The organism is Variimorphobacter saccharofermentans (assembly GCF_014174405.1).
In the GTDB taxonomy this organism is placed as follows: domain Bacteria; phylum Bacillota; class Clostridia; order Lachnospirales; family Lachnospiraceae; genus Mobilitalea; species Mobilitalea saccharofermentans.
Genome location: NZ_JACEGA010000001.1, coordinates 981,081 through 999,387, shown reverse-complemented (window position 1 = coordinate 999,387; position 18,307 = coordinate 981,081). Strand labels below are relative to the sequence as shown.

Annotated in this window: 13 protein-coding genes and 1 other annotated feature; of the genes, 4 read left to right on the top strand and 9 right to left on the bottom strand. The window is 40.1% G+C overall.

Going from position 1 to position 18,307, the window contains the following annotated elements; genetic code table 11:
• Positions 1-148: 148 nt before the first annotated feature.
• On the top strand, positions 149-931 hold the full coding sequence (gene ku / locus H0486_RS04425; RefSeq protein WP_228351839.1) for a non-homologous end joining protein Ku: 783 nt from the start codon (positions 149-151) through the stop codon (positions 929-931).
• Positions 931-1,860 carry an ATP-dependent DNA ligase gene (locus H0486_RS04420; RefSeq protein WP_228351838.1) on the top strand — a complete coding sequence of 310 codons (930 nt, stop codon included), beginning with the start codon at positions 931-933 and terminating at the stop codon, positions 1,858-1,860. Before ku ends, H0486_RS04420 begins: the two co-directional genes overlap by 1 nt.
• A 98-nt stretch (positions 1,861-1,958) precedes the next feature.
• Here H0486_RS04420 and H0486_RS04415 read toward each other — a convergent pair whose 3' ends face one another.
• Complete coding sequence (locus H0486_RS04415) at positions 1,959-5,738, bottom strand: phosphoribosylformylglycinamidine synthase (protein ID WP_228351837.1); 3,780 nt, start codon at positions 5,736-5,738, stop codon at positions 1,959-1,961.
• A gap of 321 nt (positions 5,739-6,059) precedes the next feature.
• Positions 6,060-8,081, bottom strand: a complete 2,022-nt coding sequence (locus H0486_RS04410) for a methyl-accepting chemotaxis protein (RefSeq protein ID WP_228351836.1) — start codon at positions 8,079-8,081, stop codon at positions 6,060-6,062.
• Positions 8,082-8,395: 314 nt separating this feature from the next.
• Here H0486_RS04410 and H0486_RS04405 point away from each other — a divergent pair, with 314 nt between their 5' ends.
• Entirely contained in the window at positions 8,396-9,289 is an 894-nt protein-coding gene (locus H0486_RS04405; protein WP_228351835.1) for a LysR family transcriptional regulator, read from the top strand.
• A gap of 245 nt (positions 9,290-9,534) precedes the next feature.
• On the opposite strand, the gene H0486_RS04400 is transcribed toward H0486_RS04405, so the two are convergent.
• The 4 genes from H0486_RS04400 to H0486_RS04385 form a co-directional block, all read right to left on the bottom strand.
• Positions 9,535-10,023 (bottom strand): methylglyoxal synthase, encoded by a 489-nt coding sequence (locus H0486_RS04400; protein WP_228351834.1) that lies wholly within the window; start codon positions 10,021-10,023, stop codon positions 9,535-9,537.
• Between the two features lie 85 nt (positions 10,024-10,108).
• Positions 10,109-12,769 (bottom strand): valine--tRNA ligase, encoded by a 2,661-nt coding sequence (locus H0486_RS04395; protein ID WP_228351833.1) that lies wholly within the window; start codon positions 12,767-12,769, stop codon positions 10,109-10,111.
• Between the two features lie 80 nt (positions 12,770-12,849).
• Positions 12,850-13,081, bottom strand: a binding site (T-box leader).
• 128 nt (positions 13,082-13,209) lie between these two features.
• Positions 13,210-13,647, bottom strand: a complete 438-nt coding sequence (locus tag H0486_RS04390) for a C40 family peptidase (RefSeq protein WP_228351832.1) — start codon at positions 13,645-13,647, stop codon at positions 13,210-13,212.
• 72 nt (positions 13,648-13,719) lie between these two features.
• Complete coding sequence (locus H0486_RS04385; RefSeq protein WP_228351831.1) at positions 13,720-13,962, bottom strand: hypothetical protein; 243 nt, start codon at positions 13,960-13,962, stop codon at positions 13,720-13,722.
• Positions 13,963-14,223: 261 nt separating this feature from the next.
• Between H0486_RS04385 and H0486_RS04380 the strand changes: the two genes are divergently transcribed.
• On the top strand, positions 14,224-14,682 hold the full coding sequence (locus H0486_RS04380) for a GyrI-like domain-containing protein (RefSeq protein ID WP_323163531.1): 459 nt from the start codon (positions 14,224-14,226) through the stop codon (positions 14,680-14,682).
• A 148-nt stretch (positions 14,683-14,830) separates the two neighbouring features.
• On the opposite strand, the gene H0486_RS04375 is transcribed toward H0486_RS04380, so the two are convergent.
• The 3 genes from H0486_RS04375 to H0486_RS04365 form a co-directional block, all read right to left on the bottom strand.
• Entirely contained in the window at positions 14,831-16,033 is a 1,203-nt protein-coding gene (locus H0486_RS04375; protein ID WP_228351830.1) for an AAA family ATPase, read from the bottom strand.
• 85 nt (positions 16,034-16,118) lie between these two features.
• On the bottom strand, positions 16,119-16,946 hold the full coding sequence (locus H0486_RS04370; protein ID WP_228351829.1) for a hypothetical protein: 828 nt from the start codon (positions 16,944-16,946) through the stop codon (positions 16,119-16,121).
• Between the two features lie 46 nt (positions 16,947-16,992).
• Positions 16,993-18,261, bottom strand: coding sequence for a DUF5716 family protein (locus tag H0486_RS04365; RefSeq protein ID WP_228351828.1), 1,269 nt, complete (start codon positions 18,259-18,261; stop codon positions 16,993-16,995).
• Positions 18,262-18,307 lie beyond the last annotated feature (46 nt).

Here is an 18,307-nt window from a genome sequence, read left to right as displayed (position 1 = left end):
GTTTTTCTTTTGAATTTTTACTTCTCATTTCTCTCATACTATTTGTAACAGGATTACTGTATATCGATTTTACTTTTCATGTTATTCATTCAATGAATGCAATCATAACCTATGTACTGTATGAGTCTTTATAATGGGAGGTGCTTAAATGGGTGTATCACACAAGGGTGCTATTTCCTTGGGACTGCTTTATATTCCCGTTGGTTTATATACTACTACCAGGGATAATGATGTCAAATTCAATCAACTATGCAAGGATACGAAAGAGCGTGTGAAATATAAAAAATACTGTCCCAGCTGCAATAAGGAAGTAAAACAGGATGAAATTATTAAAGGATATGAGTACGAAAATGACAAGTATGTGATTATGACCGAGGAAGAGCTGGAGAAAATCAAGACGAAAAAAGATAAAACCATTCATATTCTCCAATTTGTCAAGCTATCCGAAATCGACCAGATTTATTATGAGAAAAATTATTATGCCATTCCAGAGGCTGGTGCAGAGAAAGCATTCGAGCTGCTTCGAAGCGCTATGCTAAATGAGCAAAAAGTTGCTCTTGCAAAAACCGTCATCGGTACGAAGGAAAATCTTATCGTTCTTTATCCGACATCGGAAGGAATGATCGCAAAGACACTTTTCTATCATGATGAGATCGTACCTGTTCCGAAGCAAATTCCCCCTGTGCAACTAAGTGACGCTGAGATCACTATGGCAAAGACTCTGATTGATACAATGACAGGTACTTTTGATGCTACTGCATATAAGGACGAATATCAAGAACGTCTGCGAGATGCCATCATGCAGAAAATCCATGGAGAGGACATTGTGGCTGTGGATACTTCAGCTCCGAATAATGTCATTGATCTTATGGAGGCTTTACAGCGTACACTTGCTATGTCTAATAATCAGAAGCTGAGTGGTACCGCCTGATGGATTTATTCGATGAAAAGAATATTAAACCAATGCTCATCTCAGAGATGACTGAGCCCTTCAATGATCCTGACTGGATCTATGAACTAAAGTTAGATGGTATTCGCTGTATCGCATATCTGGACAAGGATACGGAACTGCGTAACAAGCGGAATGACCGACTTCTGCCTAAGGTACCGGAACTTAGCAATATTCATCAATTTGCTAAGGAGCGTTGTATTTTAGACGGCGAGCTTGTCATACTGCGAAATGGAGTACCTGATTTTTTTGAATTACAAAAACGTGCTTTAACCACCAATCAGTTTAAGCTCCAATTATCCTCCGAGAATTACCCCGCCTGCTTCGTTGCCTATGATATTCTATACAGTAAGAATACCCGGCTTACCGATTTGCCCCTTCAGGAACGGAAGGATATCCTGACTAATACGATTACAGAGAATCCGAAACTGGCCATAAGCCGCTATATCAGGGAGAAGGGGATAGAACTATTCTCGGTGGCAAAAAGCCAGCACCTGGAGGGTGTGGTAGCAAAAAAATTAAGTAGTAAATATTATTTTGATAAAAGAACAAAGGACTGGATCAAATTTAAGTATCTGGCTGATCAGGATTTTGTTGTATGTGGCTATATAGCGAAAGAAAAGGGCGTGACCAGTATCGTTCTGGGACAGTACCAGGGTTCTGACTTAATCTATAAGGGACATGTGACCTTTGGTGTAAAATATGGTGAACTACGAAAGCTTGAAACAATAGACCATTCTCCCTTCCCAGTCACGCCACCTGGTAATGAGAATGCTGTATGGCTAAAGCCTGAATTGGTCTGTGTCGTTCAATACATGCCTAATGAGAAGGGGAGCCTGCGGCAACCCGTATTGAAAGGATTTCGGGATGATAAAAAGCCCATCGATTGTCAGGTATCAGATAAAATTTAATTAATTTGGGGCCGCTGCAAAATATAAGCAAGGATTTTGATTTCCTTAATGCTCTATTTTACAGCAGCCCCTTTATCCCCCAATGAATAGTGATATGCTTATTTAAAATATTCCACACCGGATTCAAATATATATTGATTCTGATTACCGGTGATGTTAATTGCAACGGAGTCTCCACGTCGCTCGGAATGTGTCATCTTACCAAGTACTCTTCCATCCGGGCTTGCGATACCCTCAATTGCATAATAGGAACCATTCGGATTGAAATCTTCGTCCATGGTAGGATTGCCGTCAATATCCACATATTGAGTAGCAACCTGTCCGTTGTCGAATAATTTCTTTATCCATTCCTCACTAGCTGCAAAACGTCCCTCACCATGTGATGCAGGAATGGAATAAATTCCTCCCAGTTCAGCCTTCATAAGCCATGGCGATTTATTTGTAACAACTTTTGTATATACTGATTTTGATACATGGCGGCCAATACTATTGGTAGCAAGAGTCGGAGAATCTTCCTTCTGCGGAGTGATTTCTCCATAAGGTACCAATCCCAGCTTTATCAGAGCCTGAAAGCCATTACAGATACCAAGAGCAAGTCCATCCCTTTTCTGAAGTAAATCATTTACCGCATCCTTGATACTTTCATTACGAAATGCAGTAGCAATGAATTTACCAGAACCATCCGGTTCATCTCCGGCTGAAAAGCCTCCTGGGAACATCAGAATCTGTGCATTTCTAATTCCTTCTGTAAAGGCTGCTACTGATTCTCGAATGTTATCCGCCGTTAAATTCTTAAATACAATGGTATCTACTTCTGCTCCGGCATTTTCAAATGCCTTCAGGGTATCGTATTCACAATTGGTTCCGGGGAACACCGGTATGAATACACGAGGTTTTGCCACTTTATTTTTCGCAACGTATATTTTCTTAGCGTCATACAACTTTGTTTCAAGGGTTGCTTCTTCTACCTGTGAACGAGTCGGGTATACCTTCTCTAAGGTTCCCATCCATGCATCCAGTGCTTCCTTCATAGGAATTCTTACATTATTTATGACGAAAGCATCTTCATCAGTTACAACACCAATTCGGCTGTATTCTTCCGGATCAAAACCATACTCCTTTAGATTATCAGCATCTTCAGCAGACATTTCAACTAGGATGGAACCATATCCCGGTAAGAATAAATCCGCCTCTCCTAATTGCTCGGTCAGAGTAACCCCTAATTTGTTACCAAATGCCATTTTGCTGACCGCTTCCGCAATACCACCAAAGCCTAATGCAAATGCTGTTACTATCTTGCCTTTTCTCATTAGTGAATTGATTTTTCTATAGATATTCTTAGCCTGCTCATAATCCGGCAGATCATAAGCATCTGTTTTCATAGTAAACTTAACAAGTACATTACCTGGTTTCTTAAGCTCTGTTGTAATCACATCCTGAGTCTTTGCAATATCCACTGCAAAGGATACCAGAGTCGGCGGAACATCAATATCATTAAAGCTTCCGGACATACTGTCCTTTCCGCCAATGGAGGGTAATCCCAATTTTATCTGAGCATCGTAAGCTCCAAGTAAAGCGACCAGCGGTTCACCCCAACGCTTCGGATCATTTCCAAGTCTTCGGAAGAATTCCTGGAAGGTGAAACGTATCTTCGAATAATCACCACCTGCTGCCACAATCTTTGCAACGGAAGCAATTACCGCATATATGGATCCATGGAAGGGTGACCAGCTTGATAAATATGGATCAAAGCCATAACTCATCATTGTTACGGTATCACATTGGCCACGTAATACAGGCAGTTTAGCTGTCATTGTCTGAATCGGAGATAACTGATATTTTCCTCCGTAAGGCATGGTTACCGTTGCTGCTCCGATGGAACTGTCAAACATCTCAACCAACCCTTTTTTCGAGCAGACATTTAAAGCGGATAATGACTTCAGCCATCTATCCTTCAAATCAACTCCTACATTCAGAGTTCCTGACTTCAGATAGTTCTTGTTTCTATCAGGCATCGTAACATATGCAGTTGCTTCTTGATGAGCACCATTGGTATCCAGGAAGGCTCTGGAGATATTCACAATCTCTTTTCCTCTCCAGCTCATCACAAGTCTTGGGGATTCAGTAACCTCTGCTACTACGACAGCTTCCAGGTTTTCCTCTTCTGCAAAGGAAAGCATCATGTCTACGTCCTTTGGATCAACAACAATTGCCATTCTTTCCTGGGATTCTGAAATTGCCAACTCTGTACCGTCAAGTCCTGCATATTTTTTGGGAACACGGTCCAAATCAATTCGAAGTCCTGCTGCCAGTTCACCAATGGCTACCGACACACCACCTGCTCCGAAATCGTTACATTTTTTAATTAGCTTACTAACCTCTTCTCTACGGAATAGACGTTGCAGTTTTCGCTCTGTAGGCGGATTACCCTTCTGAACTTCAGCACCGCAGGTATTGATAGATTCGGTGGTATGGCTCTTAGAGGATCCGGTTGCTCCACCGCAACCATCACGTCCGGTTCTTCCACCCATCAGTATAATAATATCTCCCGGATCGGAGTTCTCACGAATTACATTCTTTCTAGGTGCGGCACCCATAACTGCACCAATTTCCAGTCTTTTTGCCACATAATTCGGATGATATACCTCATCAACCAAACCTGTAGAAAGACCAATCTGATTACCATAGGAGCTATAGCCCGCTGCTGCACCAGTACAGATCTTTCTCTGTGCAAGCTTTCCTTTCAAAGTATCCTTCAGGGATACCGTCGGATCAGCCGCTCCCGTTACTCTCATAGCCTGATATACATATCCTCTGCCGGATAACGGATCACGGATCGCTCCACCTAAGCAGGTAGCAGCTCCACCAAAGGGTTCAATTTCAGTGGGATGGTTATGTGTTTCGTTTTTAAAGAACACCAGCCATTCTTCTGTCTTGCCGTCAATTTCTACCGGCACTACAATGGAGCATGCGTTAATCTCATCGGAGACCTCCATATCCTCCAGTTTTCCATCTGCCTTTAATTTCTTCATACCAAGAAGAGCTATATCCATTAGTGAAATGTACTTATCATTTCTGTCCTTATAAAGCTTATCTCGTTCATTCAGATAGCTGGCATACGCTGCCTTAATGGGTTCTGTATAATAGCCTTCCTCAAATTGAATCTGTGTAAGCTCAGTTAAAAATGTTGTATGTCTACAGTGATCCGACCAATACGTATCCAATACGCGGATTTCTGTCATGGAAGGATCACGTTGCTCTTCCTTCTTAAAGTAATTCTGTATATGCTTAAAATCCTGAAAGGTCATAGCCAGATTAAGGGATGTATATAAGGATTTGAACTCCTCTTCCTGCATATTGGTAAAACCTTCGAGAATTATAACATCCTCCGGCTCTTCATATTCATTCACCAAGGTCTCTGGCTTTGCTTCGTCTGCCTCACGGGAGTCCACCGGATTGATGCAGTATCCTTTTATTTTCTCAAATTCTTCATCGGTAATAGTACCGGATAGAACATAGGTAGTAGCAGAACGAATTACCGGTTCTTCCTTTTCGTTTAACAGTTTTACACACTGCTCCGCTGAATCCGCTCTCTGATCAAATTGTCCCGGCAGATATTCCACGGTGAAGATTCGGTCACTGCTTCCGCAGTCAAAGCGTTCCTCGTATAGAAAATCCAAGGGTGGCTCTGAAAACACCGTACCAAGCGCCTTTGTATAGGTATCCTCACTTATATTTTCAATATCATAACGAATTAGGAGGCGAACTCCTTCCAACCCTTTAATCCCTAGATAACTTCTAAGCTCGGACCTTAACTCATTTGCTCTTACTGCATATGGTGCTTTCTTTTCCACATAAATTCGTTTGACCGTATTCATAATTACCTCCATTGCAACACATATTTTAATGTTCACATTGAGTACCGGATATTATGCTCCATACTCATCCCCTGCATTTACCTATCTTCCAGGTATACCCCCCAGGTAATATAATTATTCTACATCATTCAAGGTTTATTTTACTTATCTGCATTATAGCATATTGCCTCTTATAAACAAAATTAATATATGTTAAGCTTTTTATTAGGAGTACTAATAAAGGAAAAGGAGCCCGAAGATGATTTCCTTTATTATCATCTCCAGAACTCCTTCGATTCGTTATCTCTATTTATTCCGTTATTTTGCATTTACAGACTGAATTTATTCTGTAACCTGATCCTTATAATTAAGCTCCGATACCTTGAACTTCATAATGATTTCCTGTAAGCTGCTTGCCAGCAATGCCAGACGCTCACTGGACTTCGCAATTTCCTCCATGGAAGCGCTTTGTTCCACCATAGCGGAAGAAGCCTCCTCCGTACTTGCTGCATTCTCTTCCGCAATTGCCGATAAGGTTTGGAGCATATCCAAGATCTGGTTCTTCGATACTCCCATCTCCTCCTCCGAATCATTTAATTGAGTAACTGCTGTATTGGTTTCCTCCATGGCATCCATGATTAATTCATATTTTTGCTTCGTGCTGATAACACTATCGAATTGCTCCTTGGATATCTCATTTACACGCTCCATTGCTTCAACAGCTCGATCAACAACAGCCTTTAATTCACTGATGATTCCATCAATATATTCCGTGGATTTGGCAGATTGACCCGCCAGCTTCTTTATTTCATCCGCTACAACAGCAAATCCCTTACCTGCCTCACCTGCTCTTGCCGCCTCGATGGAAGCATTCAGTGCCAGAAGGTTTGTCTGCTCCGCAATAGCTGAAATCACGTTACTTGCTTCACCGATCTGCTCCGTGCTCTCATTGGTTTTTAATATAATATCATAGATTTCCTTTGTAGCAGAAGCGCTTTCCTCGGATATACCGGTCAAATGGTCAATCTCCTTCAGTCCACCATTTACTACTTCCGTTACCTTATTGGACGCCATATTCATATTGTGCATATGATTTCGGCTTTGCTCAATGAGTTCACCCAGTTTAATCGCTTCATTTGATCCTGTTTCTGTATTACTAGCCTGTTCAGAAGCTCCTTTTGCAATCTCCTCAACGGTTCTGGACACTTCTTCTGCTGACATAGCAGATTGTTCCGCCGTTGCAGTAAGCTCCTGTGCCGTAGATGATACCTGTAGGGATGCATCCGTGATTTCACCGATAATACTTCTTAAATTATCCATGATACTCTGCATTGCATTGGCCAAAATACCATTCTCATCCTTCCAGCGTAAATATTTTGCCGGTACATTCTCACTCACATCCAGGTCAGCAATTTTCTTAGAAAGCTTCGTTACCGCTATCATTGGCTTCGTTATTGTATTTCCAATAAGATATACAATAATTAAACTATATACTAAGCCAATTACTAAAATAAGAATCATTTTACCCTGCAGAGCGGGAATATCTGATAGAACCTCATCCTTATTCGCTGTTACTACAATAATCCAATCCGTACCGGGGACCTCTGCATAGCCGGAGTAAATGGACTTTCCTTCAAATTGATAGTCAATGAAACCATTTCTCTTCTCAAGCATTACCTGAATCGCCTTTGACAAGGACTGATAGGATGGCTGTGTTTCTGCTTCAACAATAGGATTAACCTGATTCATAACCATATCGGAATTCGGATGGGCGATAACCTGTCCAGAATTATTTAGCATATACGCATAACCCTTTTCTCCATATCCGGTATCATTCGTAACATCGCTCAACGCAGTACCATTCAGTCGACCTATCAATGCTCCCACTACTGCATCTCCGTTTTTAATGGGTACGGCAACCATGATTACTGCTTCTCCTGTAACCTTACTAATAATCACATCCGAGATATTTGCTTCTCCTGCCAGAGCTTTCGTGATATAATCGCGATCGCTCAAATCCTTCTCTGATCCATCCGTATAGGTAGCTGTCCCATTCTTCTGAACAATTGCAAGATCCATAAATACGGAGTTCCCTTTTGCTTCATTCAGAATTACTAACTGGTTATTCAAACTCATGGATCTTATCTCATTTTGTTGAGAGATGACAGAAAGCTCCTTAATCACAGTCTCCATTCTGCTCTTAACTAATTTTGCTCCGTCCTCTGCCATCAAATCAACCGTATTCTGTGCACTTTCGCTTAACATCTCACTCCCTGTTACAGTCGCAAAAAATGATATTAATATCGCAACAGAAATGATTAATACCGAAAAAGATAGTAATAATTTGGTCTTAATACTTTTCACACGCATCCCCCTTTGAAGCTAATTTTCGTAATTTCATGTAATATGAATACATTATATACCATAAAAAGCTAATTTACAATAAATTACGACATTCATATAGTAGTATGTAATTTTTTTATGTTTTTGAAATAACTCATCTTTTCTATTGTATAAAACCAGATCCATCATTTACTTGCATTATAATGTAACTTGTCTTATAATAAATATTAATATATGGTGTCTCTTTTATTAGGTTTACTAATAATCAAATCATACTATGAGATATATGCTACTCAACGATTCTGGGATACTTATTTAATGTCAGGGAGGATAATATGGATATTAATTATGAGCTGTACAAAGTATTTTATCATGTTGCGAAAAGTCTTAGCTTTTCGGAAGCTGCTGAAGCGTTGTTCATCTCACAATCCGCTGTCAGTCAGTCTATCAAGACATTGGAAAAGCGGCTAAATCAGGTTCTATTTATTCGAAGTACCAAAAGGGTTGCACTTACGAAGGAGGGTGAGTTACTTCTTAAGCATATCGAACCAGCTATTAATCTGATCAGCCGTGGGGAGAACCAGCTGTGCGCCGACCCCAAAAGCGGTGTCCAGTTACGTATTGGTGCAAGTGATACCATATGTCGCTATTATCTCGTTCCCTTCTTAAATAACTTTCATAAGCAATATCCAAATATCCATATTAAGGTCACCAACGGTACCTCTCTCCAGTGCGCAAAGCTTCTGGAACGGAATGAGGTAGACGTAATCGTTACGAACTCCCCAAATCCCGCCATAAATAATACAATGCAGATCATCCCTGTAAAAGAATTCCGGGATATCTTTATAGCAAATCAGGAAGCGTTCCCCTTGACAAACCGTCCCATCACTCTTCAGGAGTTACAGGAATATCCCATATTAATGCTTGATAAACGTTCTACTACCAGTATTTTTCTTCACAATCTTTTCCTGGAACACTCCTTAGATCTGGTTCCGGCAATCGAATTAAGCAGTAATGATTTACTGATTGATTTGGCAAAGATTGGACTTGGTATAGCATTCATCCCGGATTATTGCGTTAAGGAGTTGGAGGATTTGGCTGTAATTCAGACTGATCAGGAAATTCCTGTGCGAAAGCTTGTTACTGCATATAATAATGATATTCCTCTCTCCGATGCAGCAAAGTTCTTTATCGATAGTCTCAGTAAGGAAACCATGCAAACGATATAGGTTCCACCAATGCAAAGGGCGAATACATTATATATTTACAGGGATATGACTTACCTCACACACAGACAGAAGTACAGATTGTTGATTTTGTATGTCTCAGGCAAATATAAATATTCGGCTGAGACATGCAAAATACAACAATAAGTTCTTCCGACAGTGCATTATGCTAAGTTATATCCCTGTTGATATATTATGCATTCGCCCCTCGAAGTTAGTTTAACAAGCTTAGTAAGACATGGTCAGTTTTACTGGTCTTCTTTCTTGAATTCGACTAATCTTCTCTGAATGACCTTATTATAATTAACAACTCTTCTCTCATATTCCTCATTCATATACTTTGATGTAATTAGGAAGTCTGCTGTTGCGCGGTTGTTCGCAATAGGAACATCATATACAGCAGCGATTCGAAGTAATGCTTTTACATCCGGATCATGTGGCTGTGACTCTAGCGGATCCCAGAAAAATATTACGAAATCAATATTTCCTTCAACGATTCTGGAACCGATCTGTTGATCGCCTCCAAGTGGTCCACTATTATATGCTCTTACCGGAAGTTCTGTTTTATCCGCTATCATGCGGGCAGTTGTACCGGTCCCACAGAGAAAATGATTCTTTAATATGTCCTTATTTGCCTCTACCCATTCCACGATTTCGTCTTTCTTACTGTCATGTGCAATGAGTGCAATATGCTTTTGTTTTTCAATCGTAAAACCGATATATTCGTCTTGAAGCATAATAACCTCCCTCTAATAGCTTGCGCTAATCGCATATCTTCTAGGAATAAGCTTATACCTTAAGCCTTTCCTAATCCAATGGTATCTATTTACTCAAGTGTTCCAATCGTTCTGTAACCTGCTTCATCATATCCGTATATTTTTCCAGCTTAGCACGTTCCTCTGCAAGCTTACTTTCCGGCGCTTTATTAATAAAGTTCGGATTCGCCAGCATTCCGTTAACTCTTTTTAGCTCTCCTTCCAGACGAATCTTTTCCTTCTGAAGTCTTTCTATCTCCTTCTCGATATCTACCAAATCGGCAAATGGAATGTAAATAACCGCACCCGGAATCACAGTAGATACTGCGTCTTCTGATATTCCAGTTTTGTCCGCTTGAACGAATACCTCACTGGCATAACCAAGTGTTGCAAAGAATACCTTACTATCTGTAAAGATGTTTCTTATCGAAGCATTTTCCGATACAACAATAACAGTTGCCTTTCTGCTCGGCGGAACATTCATCTCATTTCTTACATTACGAATTCCCTTAACAGCCTCCTTAATTAATTCCACTGCCTCTGCTTCCTCTGTATAAGAATAGCTGTCATTAAACTCCGGCCATTTTGAAATCATTATAGATTCCGCACCCAGATCACCCGACAATTCCTGTAGGGTACAGTAGATTTCCTCAGTTACAAACGGCATATACGGATGTAATAGCTGTAAGGAAGTAACCAATACATGCTTCAAAGTCCATAATGCTGCTGCCTTTGTCTCATCGGTCTCACTGTATAATCTTGGCTTCACCATTTCGATATACCAATCACAGAATTCTTCCCATATAAAATCATATATTTTCTGAACTGCGATACCCAGCTCAAAGCTCTCCATATTCTCCGTAGCTTCCTTCACCAAGGTATTTGCCTTAGAAAGAATCCACTTATCAGCAATGGTTAAAAGCTTCTCATCTATGGTCTTACCAATAGTTGCCTTTTCTAGGTTCATCATGATAAAGCGAGAAGCATTCCATACCTTATTGGCAAAGTTTCTGCTGGCTTCTACTCGTTCCCAGTAAAAACGCATATCATTTCCCGGCGCATTACCGGTAATCAGACTGAAGCGAAGTGCATCTGCACCGTATTTATCAATAACCTCCAATGGATCAATACCGTTACCTAGGGATTTACTCATCTTACGGCCCTGGGAATCACGTACCAGACCATGGATCAACACCTTACTGAAGGGCTTCTGTCCCATGTGTTCATATCCTGAGAATACCATACGTAGTACCCAGAAGAATATAATATCATAGCCAGTTACCAGCACATCAGTCGGATAGAAGTAATCCAGATCCTCCGTCTTCTCCGGCCATCCTAAGGTTGAGAACGGCCATAGAGCCGAGCTAAACCATGTATCCAGAGTATCCTCATCCTGATGAAGATGGGTATGCCCACATTTCGTGCAGGCTTCCGGTGCTGATTTTGTTACAACTACTTCACCACATTTGTCACAATAATATGCAGGAATTCGATGTCCCCACCATAACTGTCTGGAGATACACCAGTCTCTGATATTCTCTGCCCAGTTAAAATATATTTTATCAAAACGCTCCGGTACAAATTGGATCTCTCCTGATTTTACGGCTTCAATGGCGGGTTTAATCAGTTCATCCATGCGTACAAACCATTGCTGCTTAATAAGCGGTTCAACAGTGGTCTTACAACGGTCATGGATACCAACATTATGAACATGATCTTCTATCTTAACCAGAAGACCAAGCTCCTGAAGTTCCTTTACGATTAGCTTACGAGCTTCATAACGATCCATTCCGGCATATTTGCCACCGAATTCATTGATGGTAGCATCATCATTCATGATATTGATCTCCGGCAGATTATGTCTCTTTCCTACCTCAAAGTCATTCGGGTCATGGGCGGGAGTGATTTTAACAACTCCCGTACCAAATTCTTTGTCTACATAGGAATCCGCTACTATCGGGATTTCTTTGTTAACAATAGGCAGAATTACCTTTTTCCCGATCAAATGCTGATATCTCTCATCGTCAGGATGAACAGCTACTGCCGTATCACCCAGCATGGTTTCCGGTCTTGTGGTAGCGATCTCCACAAATCCTTCTTCTCCTGCAATCGGATATTTGATATGCCAGAAATGTCCTGCCTGTTCTTCATGTTCAACCTCTGCATCTGAGATGGAGGTCTGACAAATTGGGCACCAGTTAATAATTCTGGATCCTTTATAAATATAGCCTTTCTTGTATAGCTTGATAAATACCTCATTTACAGCTTCGGAGCACCCCTCATCCATGGTAAAGCGCTCTCTGTCCCAGTCACAGGAGGAGCCCAGCTTCTTAAGCTGTGATATAATTCTACCGCCGTACTCGTCCTTCCACTTCCAGGCTCTTTCTAAGAAGCCCTCTCTACCAAGGTCCTCTTTTTCGATTCCTTCCTTTTTTAACTGCTCAATAATCTTAACCTCAGTAGCTATACTGGCGTGGTCGGTTCCCGGTTGCCAAAGCGCATTATAGCCCTGCATTCTTTTAAAGCGAATTAAAATATCCTGCATGGTATTATCCAATGCATGCCCCATGTGCAACTGACCGGTAATATTCGGCGGGGGGATCACGATTGTAAAAGGTTTCTTACTTCTATCCACTTCTGCATGAAAATATTTCTTATCCACCCATTTTTGATATTGCTTTTCTTCAATGTTCCTGGGATCATAGGTTTTTGCGAGTTCTTTTTCCATACTGATCTTCCTTTCCTGTTAAGTTATCTCTATTTAGACTTTTAATGCTCTAATCCGATACGATAAAAAGCTCTTCGTCTTTAAAGGACGAAGAGCCGTGGTACCACCTTTATTCATAGCAAATCCATAAATATGGTTTTACTATCTCTTGGTCTGTAACGGGACTTCCCGGTATTTCTTACGCACCATCTGGTTTCGGAAATACTGCTCCGGAGCTACCTTCAATAAGTTCGCTTTGAAACACCTTTCAGCCTCCGAGTGTCTCTCTCTGATTTGCGCTGCTTATCTAATCCTCTCCATCAATACATTTCACAAAATGAAGTTGTAAAACGAATACGAAAAATTTCAGTATTAATTATTCTATCTTAATTCTAATAGAAATATTAGTTCTATATTAAGAAATGTTTTGTATCCTGTCAAGTAATTTTTTGAAATACCCATTAATCAATATAACTTACGGCCTTGAGTGGTTTTCTGTAATCGTATTTGGTGACTCGAATTCCGGTTTTTGCATTGCTGGCTGATATTACCTTATTATTACCAATATAAATAGCTACATGATTAATAGTTCCTCCTCTTCCATAGAAAATCAGATCAGCAGGTTTTATATCCTTTATTGATACCCTTTTCCCTCCAGTTGCCTGAGCCCTGGAGTTTCTAGGTATCATAATACCTTTGTCCCGAAATACCGACTGTGTAAAACCGGAGCAATCAGCCCCCTTTGTTAAACTGGTACCACCCCAGACATAGGGATTTCCTTCGAATTTTAAGGCATATTCCACAATCTCGTTTCTGATTGCGGAGGAGTCAGTATCAGATTTTTTTGCTTTATCAGAATTTATCTTCTGTTTATTGCTTTTCGTAGTTTTAGCGGCCATGAGTTTTCACTCCTTTCCATCTATTATAAAGAAAGCAATTGATATCATGATATAAGCCAATACAAACTCATATCAGTATTCGTCCTCTTCCATTTTCTTATCTCTCATATCCTTTTTCTTCTCCTTTGTGTTCCTTATCCATGCGGACAATCCACCTTCCACTCCGCAAAAGGTAAATACACAGGTAATTAAGGTATTGGGTTCCACACCCGTCTTATAGGTGATATAAAGGCATACACAGGTAAAAAGAATGAGGTATACAAACATCCCGATTAAAACCATTTTCAGAAACTTACCCCTCTTTTTTCTTTTCATAATCATCACCTTAATTCTCAGTCACTGATATCAGCTTTCTGTTCTCATATCATTTTATGCAATTTCGACATAATATGTTCTCATTCGACAGCGGACATACATTCTGTAATGTTTATTAGTTAGGAAGTTGGGGAGAAAGCAACTTCTTAGTTTTATATATTATAATATGACATTCTGTTGTCATATTATCTTTGTTATACTTACATTAAAACTAAGGGGAATGCACTAACATTCCCTTAAAAGAAAAGGAGAAAATAAATCATGATGAATTATGAATTAGTGGATCTAAATGAAAAAACCGTGATTGGACTTACTGCACAGACCAGTAACTCCGATGAAAACATGCCCTATATTATTGGTAAGCTATGGCAGGATTTCTTTCAAAATGGGATTTTTTCTTCGATTGAGAACAAGGTCGGTCCAACAACTTTGGGAATTTATTCCGATTACGAGAATAAAGAGAAAGGCTCCTATCAGGTTACAGTTGGTTGTGAGGTAAGCTCTGTCGGAACACTGCAAAATGATGTAATTGTGAAGCATATACCAAAGGGGCGATATGCAAAGTTTACTGTTCAAGGACATATGCAACAGGCAATTGCTGCTTTCTGGCAGGAATTATGGACAATGGATTTGGATCGGGCATTTACCTGCGATTTTGAAGAATATCTCAACAATGATATCGAAAATGCCCTTGTTCATATTTATATTGCACTTAAATAATCGGAGCTGTCTTAAACATATATGATTTAAAATCTGTCCATACTATAAAATATCCGAAATGTATGAAAAACTGTCCTGAGAATCTCTCAAGATCATCATTTATGACACCCTTGAGAAGGATTTCAGGACAGTTGCTTTATGCTTATTGTTACTCCTCCAGCTCCAGACGATATCTTCGTAACAGCTTTTCCGCTTCATCCACACATTCCGGATACGTTTTCATTGTCGATTTAATAGAGGAATATGCCTCCTCCTTTTGGTTGGTATTGGTCTCAATCCGTTCCCGAAGCTTCTGTCGACGTACATTCAGACGGTGGCGTACTTCCACCATCTCCTTACTATCCAGGATTGCTGAGGGCTGGTAAATCCAGATCTCCGCATCTGCTAATTCATACTTCTTTAATTCACTGATTAACTCATTATTATAGAATTCTAAAAGCTGTGTATTGCTTTGATAGCGCCTTGCCTCATCCTTTGCTTTGACATACTCCTCCCAATTTGCCTTCAATTGCTCGTAGCTGTCGACCATATATTTGCTGTACGTATAATCCAAATAATTGCGGTTATTAACTGCTTTTATTTTAACCTTATTCATAAGCATAATCTGGCGATTACGTTTCACTTGAATCATTGCATTCGCTGAGGTGTTATTTCTTGCCTCCATAAAAATATAAAATGCCAATACCATACCCATAAGTACAGTAAGTAAAAAGGGTATTGTAAGATTTGCCTCGGTATACTGGCCAAGTACGGAAAACACTCCAAATAATATTAATACAATAATCGCAGTAGTGATACCAATTCCCTTCAAATATGCCTGCTTCTTAATGATATCCTTTTGCTCCTGTTCGATTCTTTTTCTTTCCTTCTCCAGGTGCTCCATGTCCTGCTTTATCATATTCTGATATTCTTCGTTCTCTTTTATGGTAGGCAATTCTCTTGGTATCTGTAGCTCATAACGTTCATACAGACGGTATTGAGAATCTGTGAGAATATTATTTCTATTCTGAAGCTTGTTTCTCTCCTTGGTCAAATTGATTATTTTCCTTGCTGCATCCTCTAAATTCTCTCTCTCCTCCTGAGGAATCAAATCAATCTTTTGCATGTCGGTAAGATACGAGGTTACTGCCTGATATTCTGCTTTCGCTTCCTCAATCTGTCGGTTACTTTCCAAAATGATTTCGCAGTTATCCTTGATATAACCTATCTGTTCCACTTTCGAAGTAAGCTTCACAGCACGCTTTCCTTCTTTTTTCACCTCTACAGTGGTATTGCCAGAAGTACCTGATATTACCTGTTCTTCTTCTATATACTTTTTCTCTTTTTTGGAGAATAACTTAAAGATTCCCATTTCATCCCTCTCCTATCTGTTACGCAGCATACTTTACTTTTGTAAGATTTATTATTCTATATAAGCAAATCACTTATCATTGATTCTATTTCTGACGTACTCGCTCTTTCCAGGAAGCCGCCAGCTCCTTTGCTCTTTGATAAAGATTTTGACTTCCCTGCTCTCTTTCTTCCTTCATTTGAATTAATTCCTGCAATAGAGCAGTGCTATTTGCCTCATCCTTCCATTGATCAAGTCGGTCCACTAACTCCTGTTCAAGCTCCGCGCTAATGAAATATTCCCTACGCTTTTCCTGGAATAGCTCCTGTCTCCCACTGAGCAGAAGAGCATATAAATATTGCTTCAGGGATTCCTCCCTGTGATTGCGTTCATAAGCCTGACAAAACAGCTCCGCCGCTTCCAAAAGCCCTGTAGTATGGGCCTTCGCCACACCAAGATTATGATAAAGATCCCCATATTCCTCCGGAGATAATAATGCCGCCTCCTGGGAATTTAAGATGCGCTCATATTCCGCAGCTGCCTCATGATAGTTTCCACTTTTCAGACTGAATCCTGCTTTCAGACACTTCCGCTTAATGAAAGGCATATCGGTTATCTCGTCCAACAGCTTTAACAGGCTTTTTATCTCATACTCTGTATAATAATCCGCGCTACACATAATCACAGTTACCAGCGTCTTTAAATCTGCATTCATTTGCTTCAGCTGTTTTAGTTTTGCAGCTCTTTCAGTAAGCTTCAGCTCTGTATCGATCCAATCAATTAGCGTATCGGATATCATCTCTTCATCAACATAATATACATGATGGTATATATAATAACACAATTCCTCCATTGAATAAACCCGTATTCCAGATGAAGTAAACAGATATGGCTTATTAGTTCGTTCCCCACTGCAAAGTATCAGCTTTCCCATGATTTATCTCCCCGCTGTTCTTATCGAAATGTATTCCAATGCCCTATTATACTCCTACTGCAAATTCCAATATACGTCCGGTTCCCTGATAAAGCTCCCCAAATCCCAAATCAGTTACCGTAATGATTCCTGTTGATTTATCCGGGCATTGTAAATGTATGGAAAGCCTGGTCATCCGGTCCGGGCGTTGCGGTAATTGCTGAAGCAGAACTCTTTCCCTCACTGATTCTTTCGTTACGATATTCTTTAAGATAATCTCGAGTTCTGCATTTCCCTCCGGTATGACTTCCAAGCACCTATTGATATCATACCAGACCTCACCGGCCTCTGCCAGAGGCACTTCTGCAAATTTAGCATCCTTATATACCCTGAGCAGTACAGAGTTTTTGATCATATCCTCATTCAAAAGAACCATTTCTCCTAAGACCTGATCACCAGATAACTCCTTAGCTGCATAGCAGGCACCCTTGGAATATAAATTCTGTCCATAGAATACTCTTCGTCCAACGCAGAGATTCTTTATAGCTGCTTCTGCCCAGTCTCCTTCAAAGCCCTCACCGGTTATATAAAGGGTTGACACAATCTGTTTATATAAAGCGGTGTTCGCTGTATTCTCAAATATGTAAGCCAAATTCTCCTTTTTCTGATTTCTCATTTCATAATTTAGGTGGGTACTGTAATTTGTTTTCTTCAAATCAACTACCATTGGCTTAACTCTTCGATTGATGCTTGCCTGATAATAGTATAAGCCTTCCCTTGAATAATCAAAAAGTCCCACATCATTTCTCCATAAAGCGCTATCCTGACTTAACGCATAATAAAGAAATGCTCCAGCATGATTAAGAATTACCACCCTGTCCTTCTCCAGACCAAGAGAGCTTAGCGCTTCGTAGATTATGTTAACATGATTCGGATCTGTATTCTTTATCGAAACTACCAGCTTTGTAATCGGATCTGTTGGAAAATGGGTTTTCACCAGTGTTAATGATTTTCTAAAGAACTTTTCCAACAGTGTAATACCGCTTATTTTTTGCTGTTGAATCTCGATTTCATCCCGGTTATAAGCTTTATCAAGTATATGCTCCACCAGATAGCCCTCTTGCATTTTTGCGCAATGAATGGCCTCCTCCCCATATAGCCATTGCTTCGTCTCATTTTTCATGCATAAAACAGTAGGAATCCGATATTCCTCCTCTTTTTCATATTCCCTGGGCCCGATCAGAACTGGTTCATTTAATTTATAGCTATAACAGCAAACCTGAGAATAATCATCACATAAATCATAACCAACAATAACCTTTTTCTGGGTATTCATACCTTCACCACCTCACTTATCGCATGCTCATATCGTTATGGTAAAT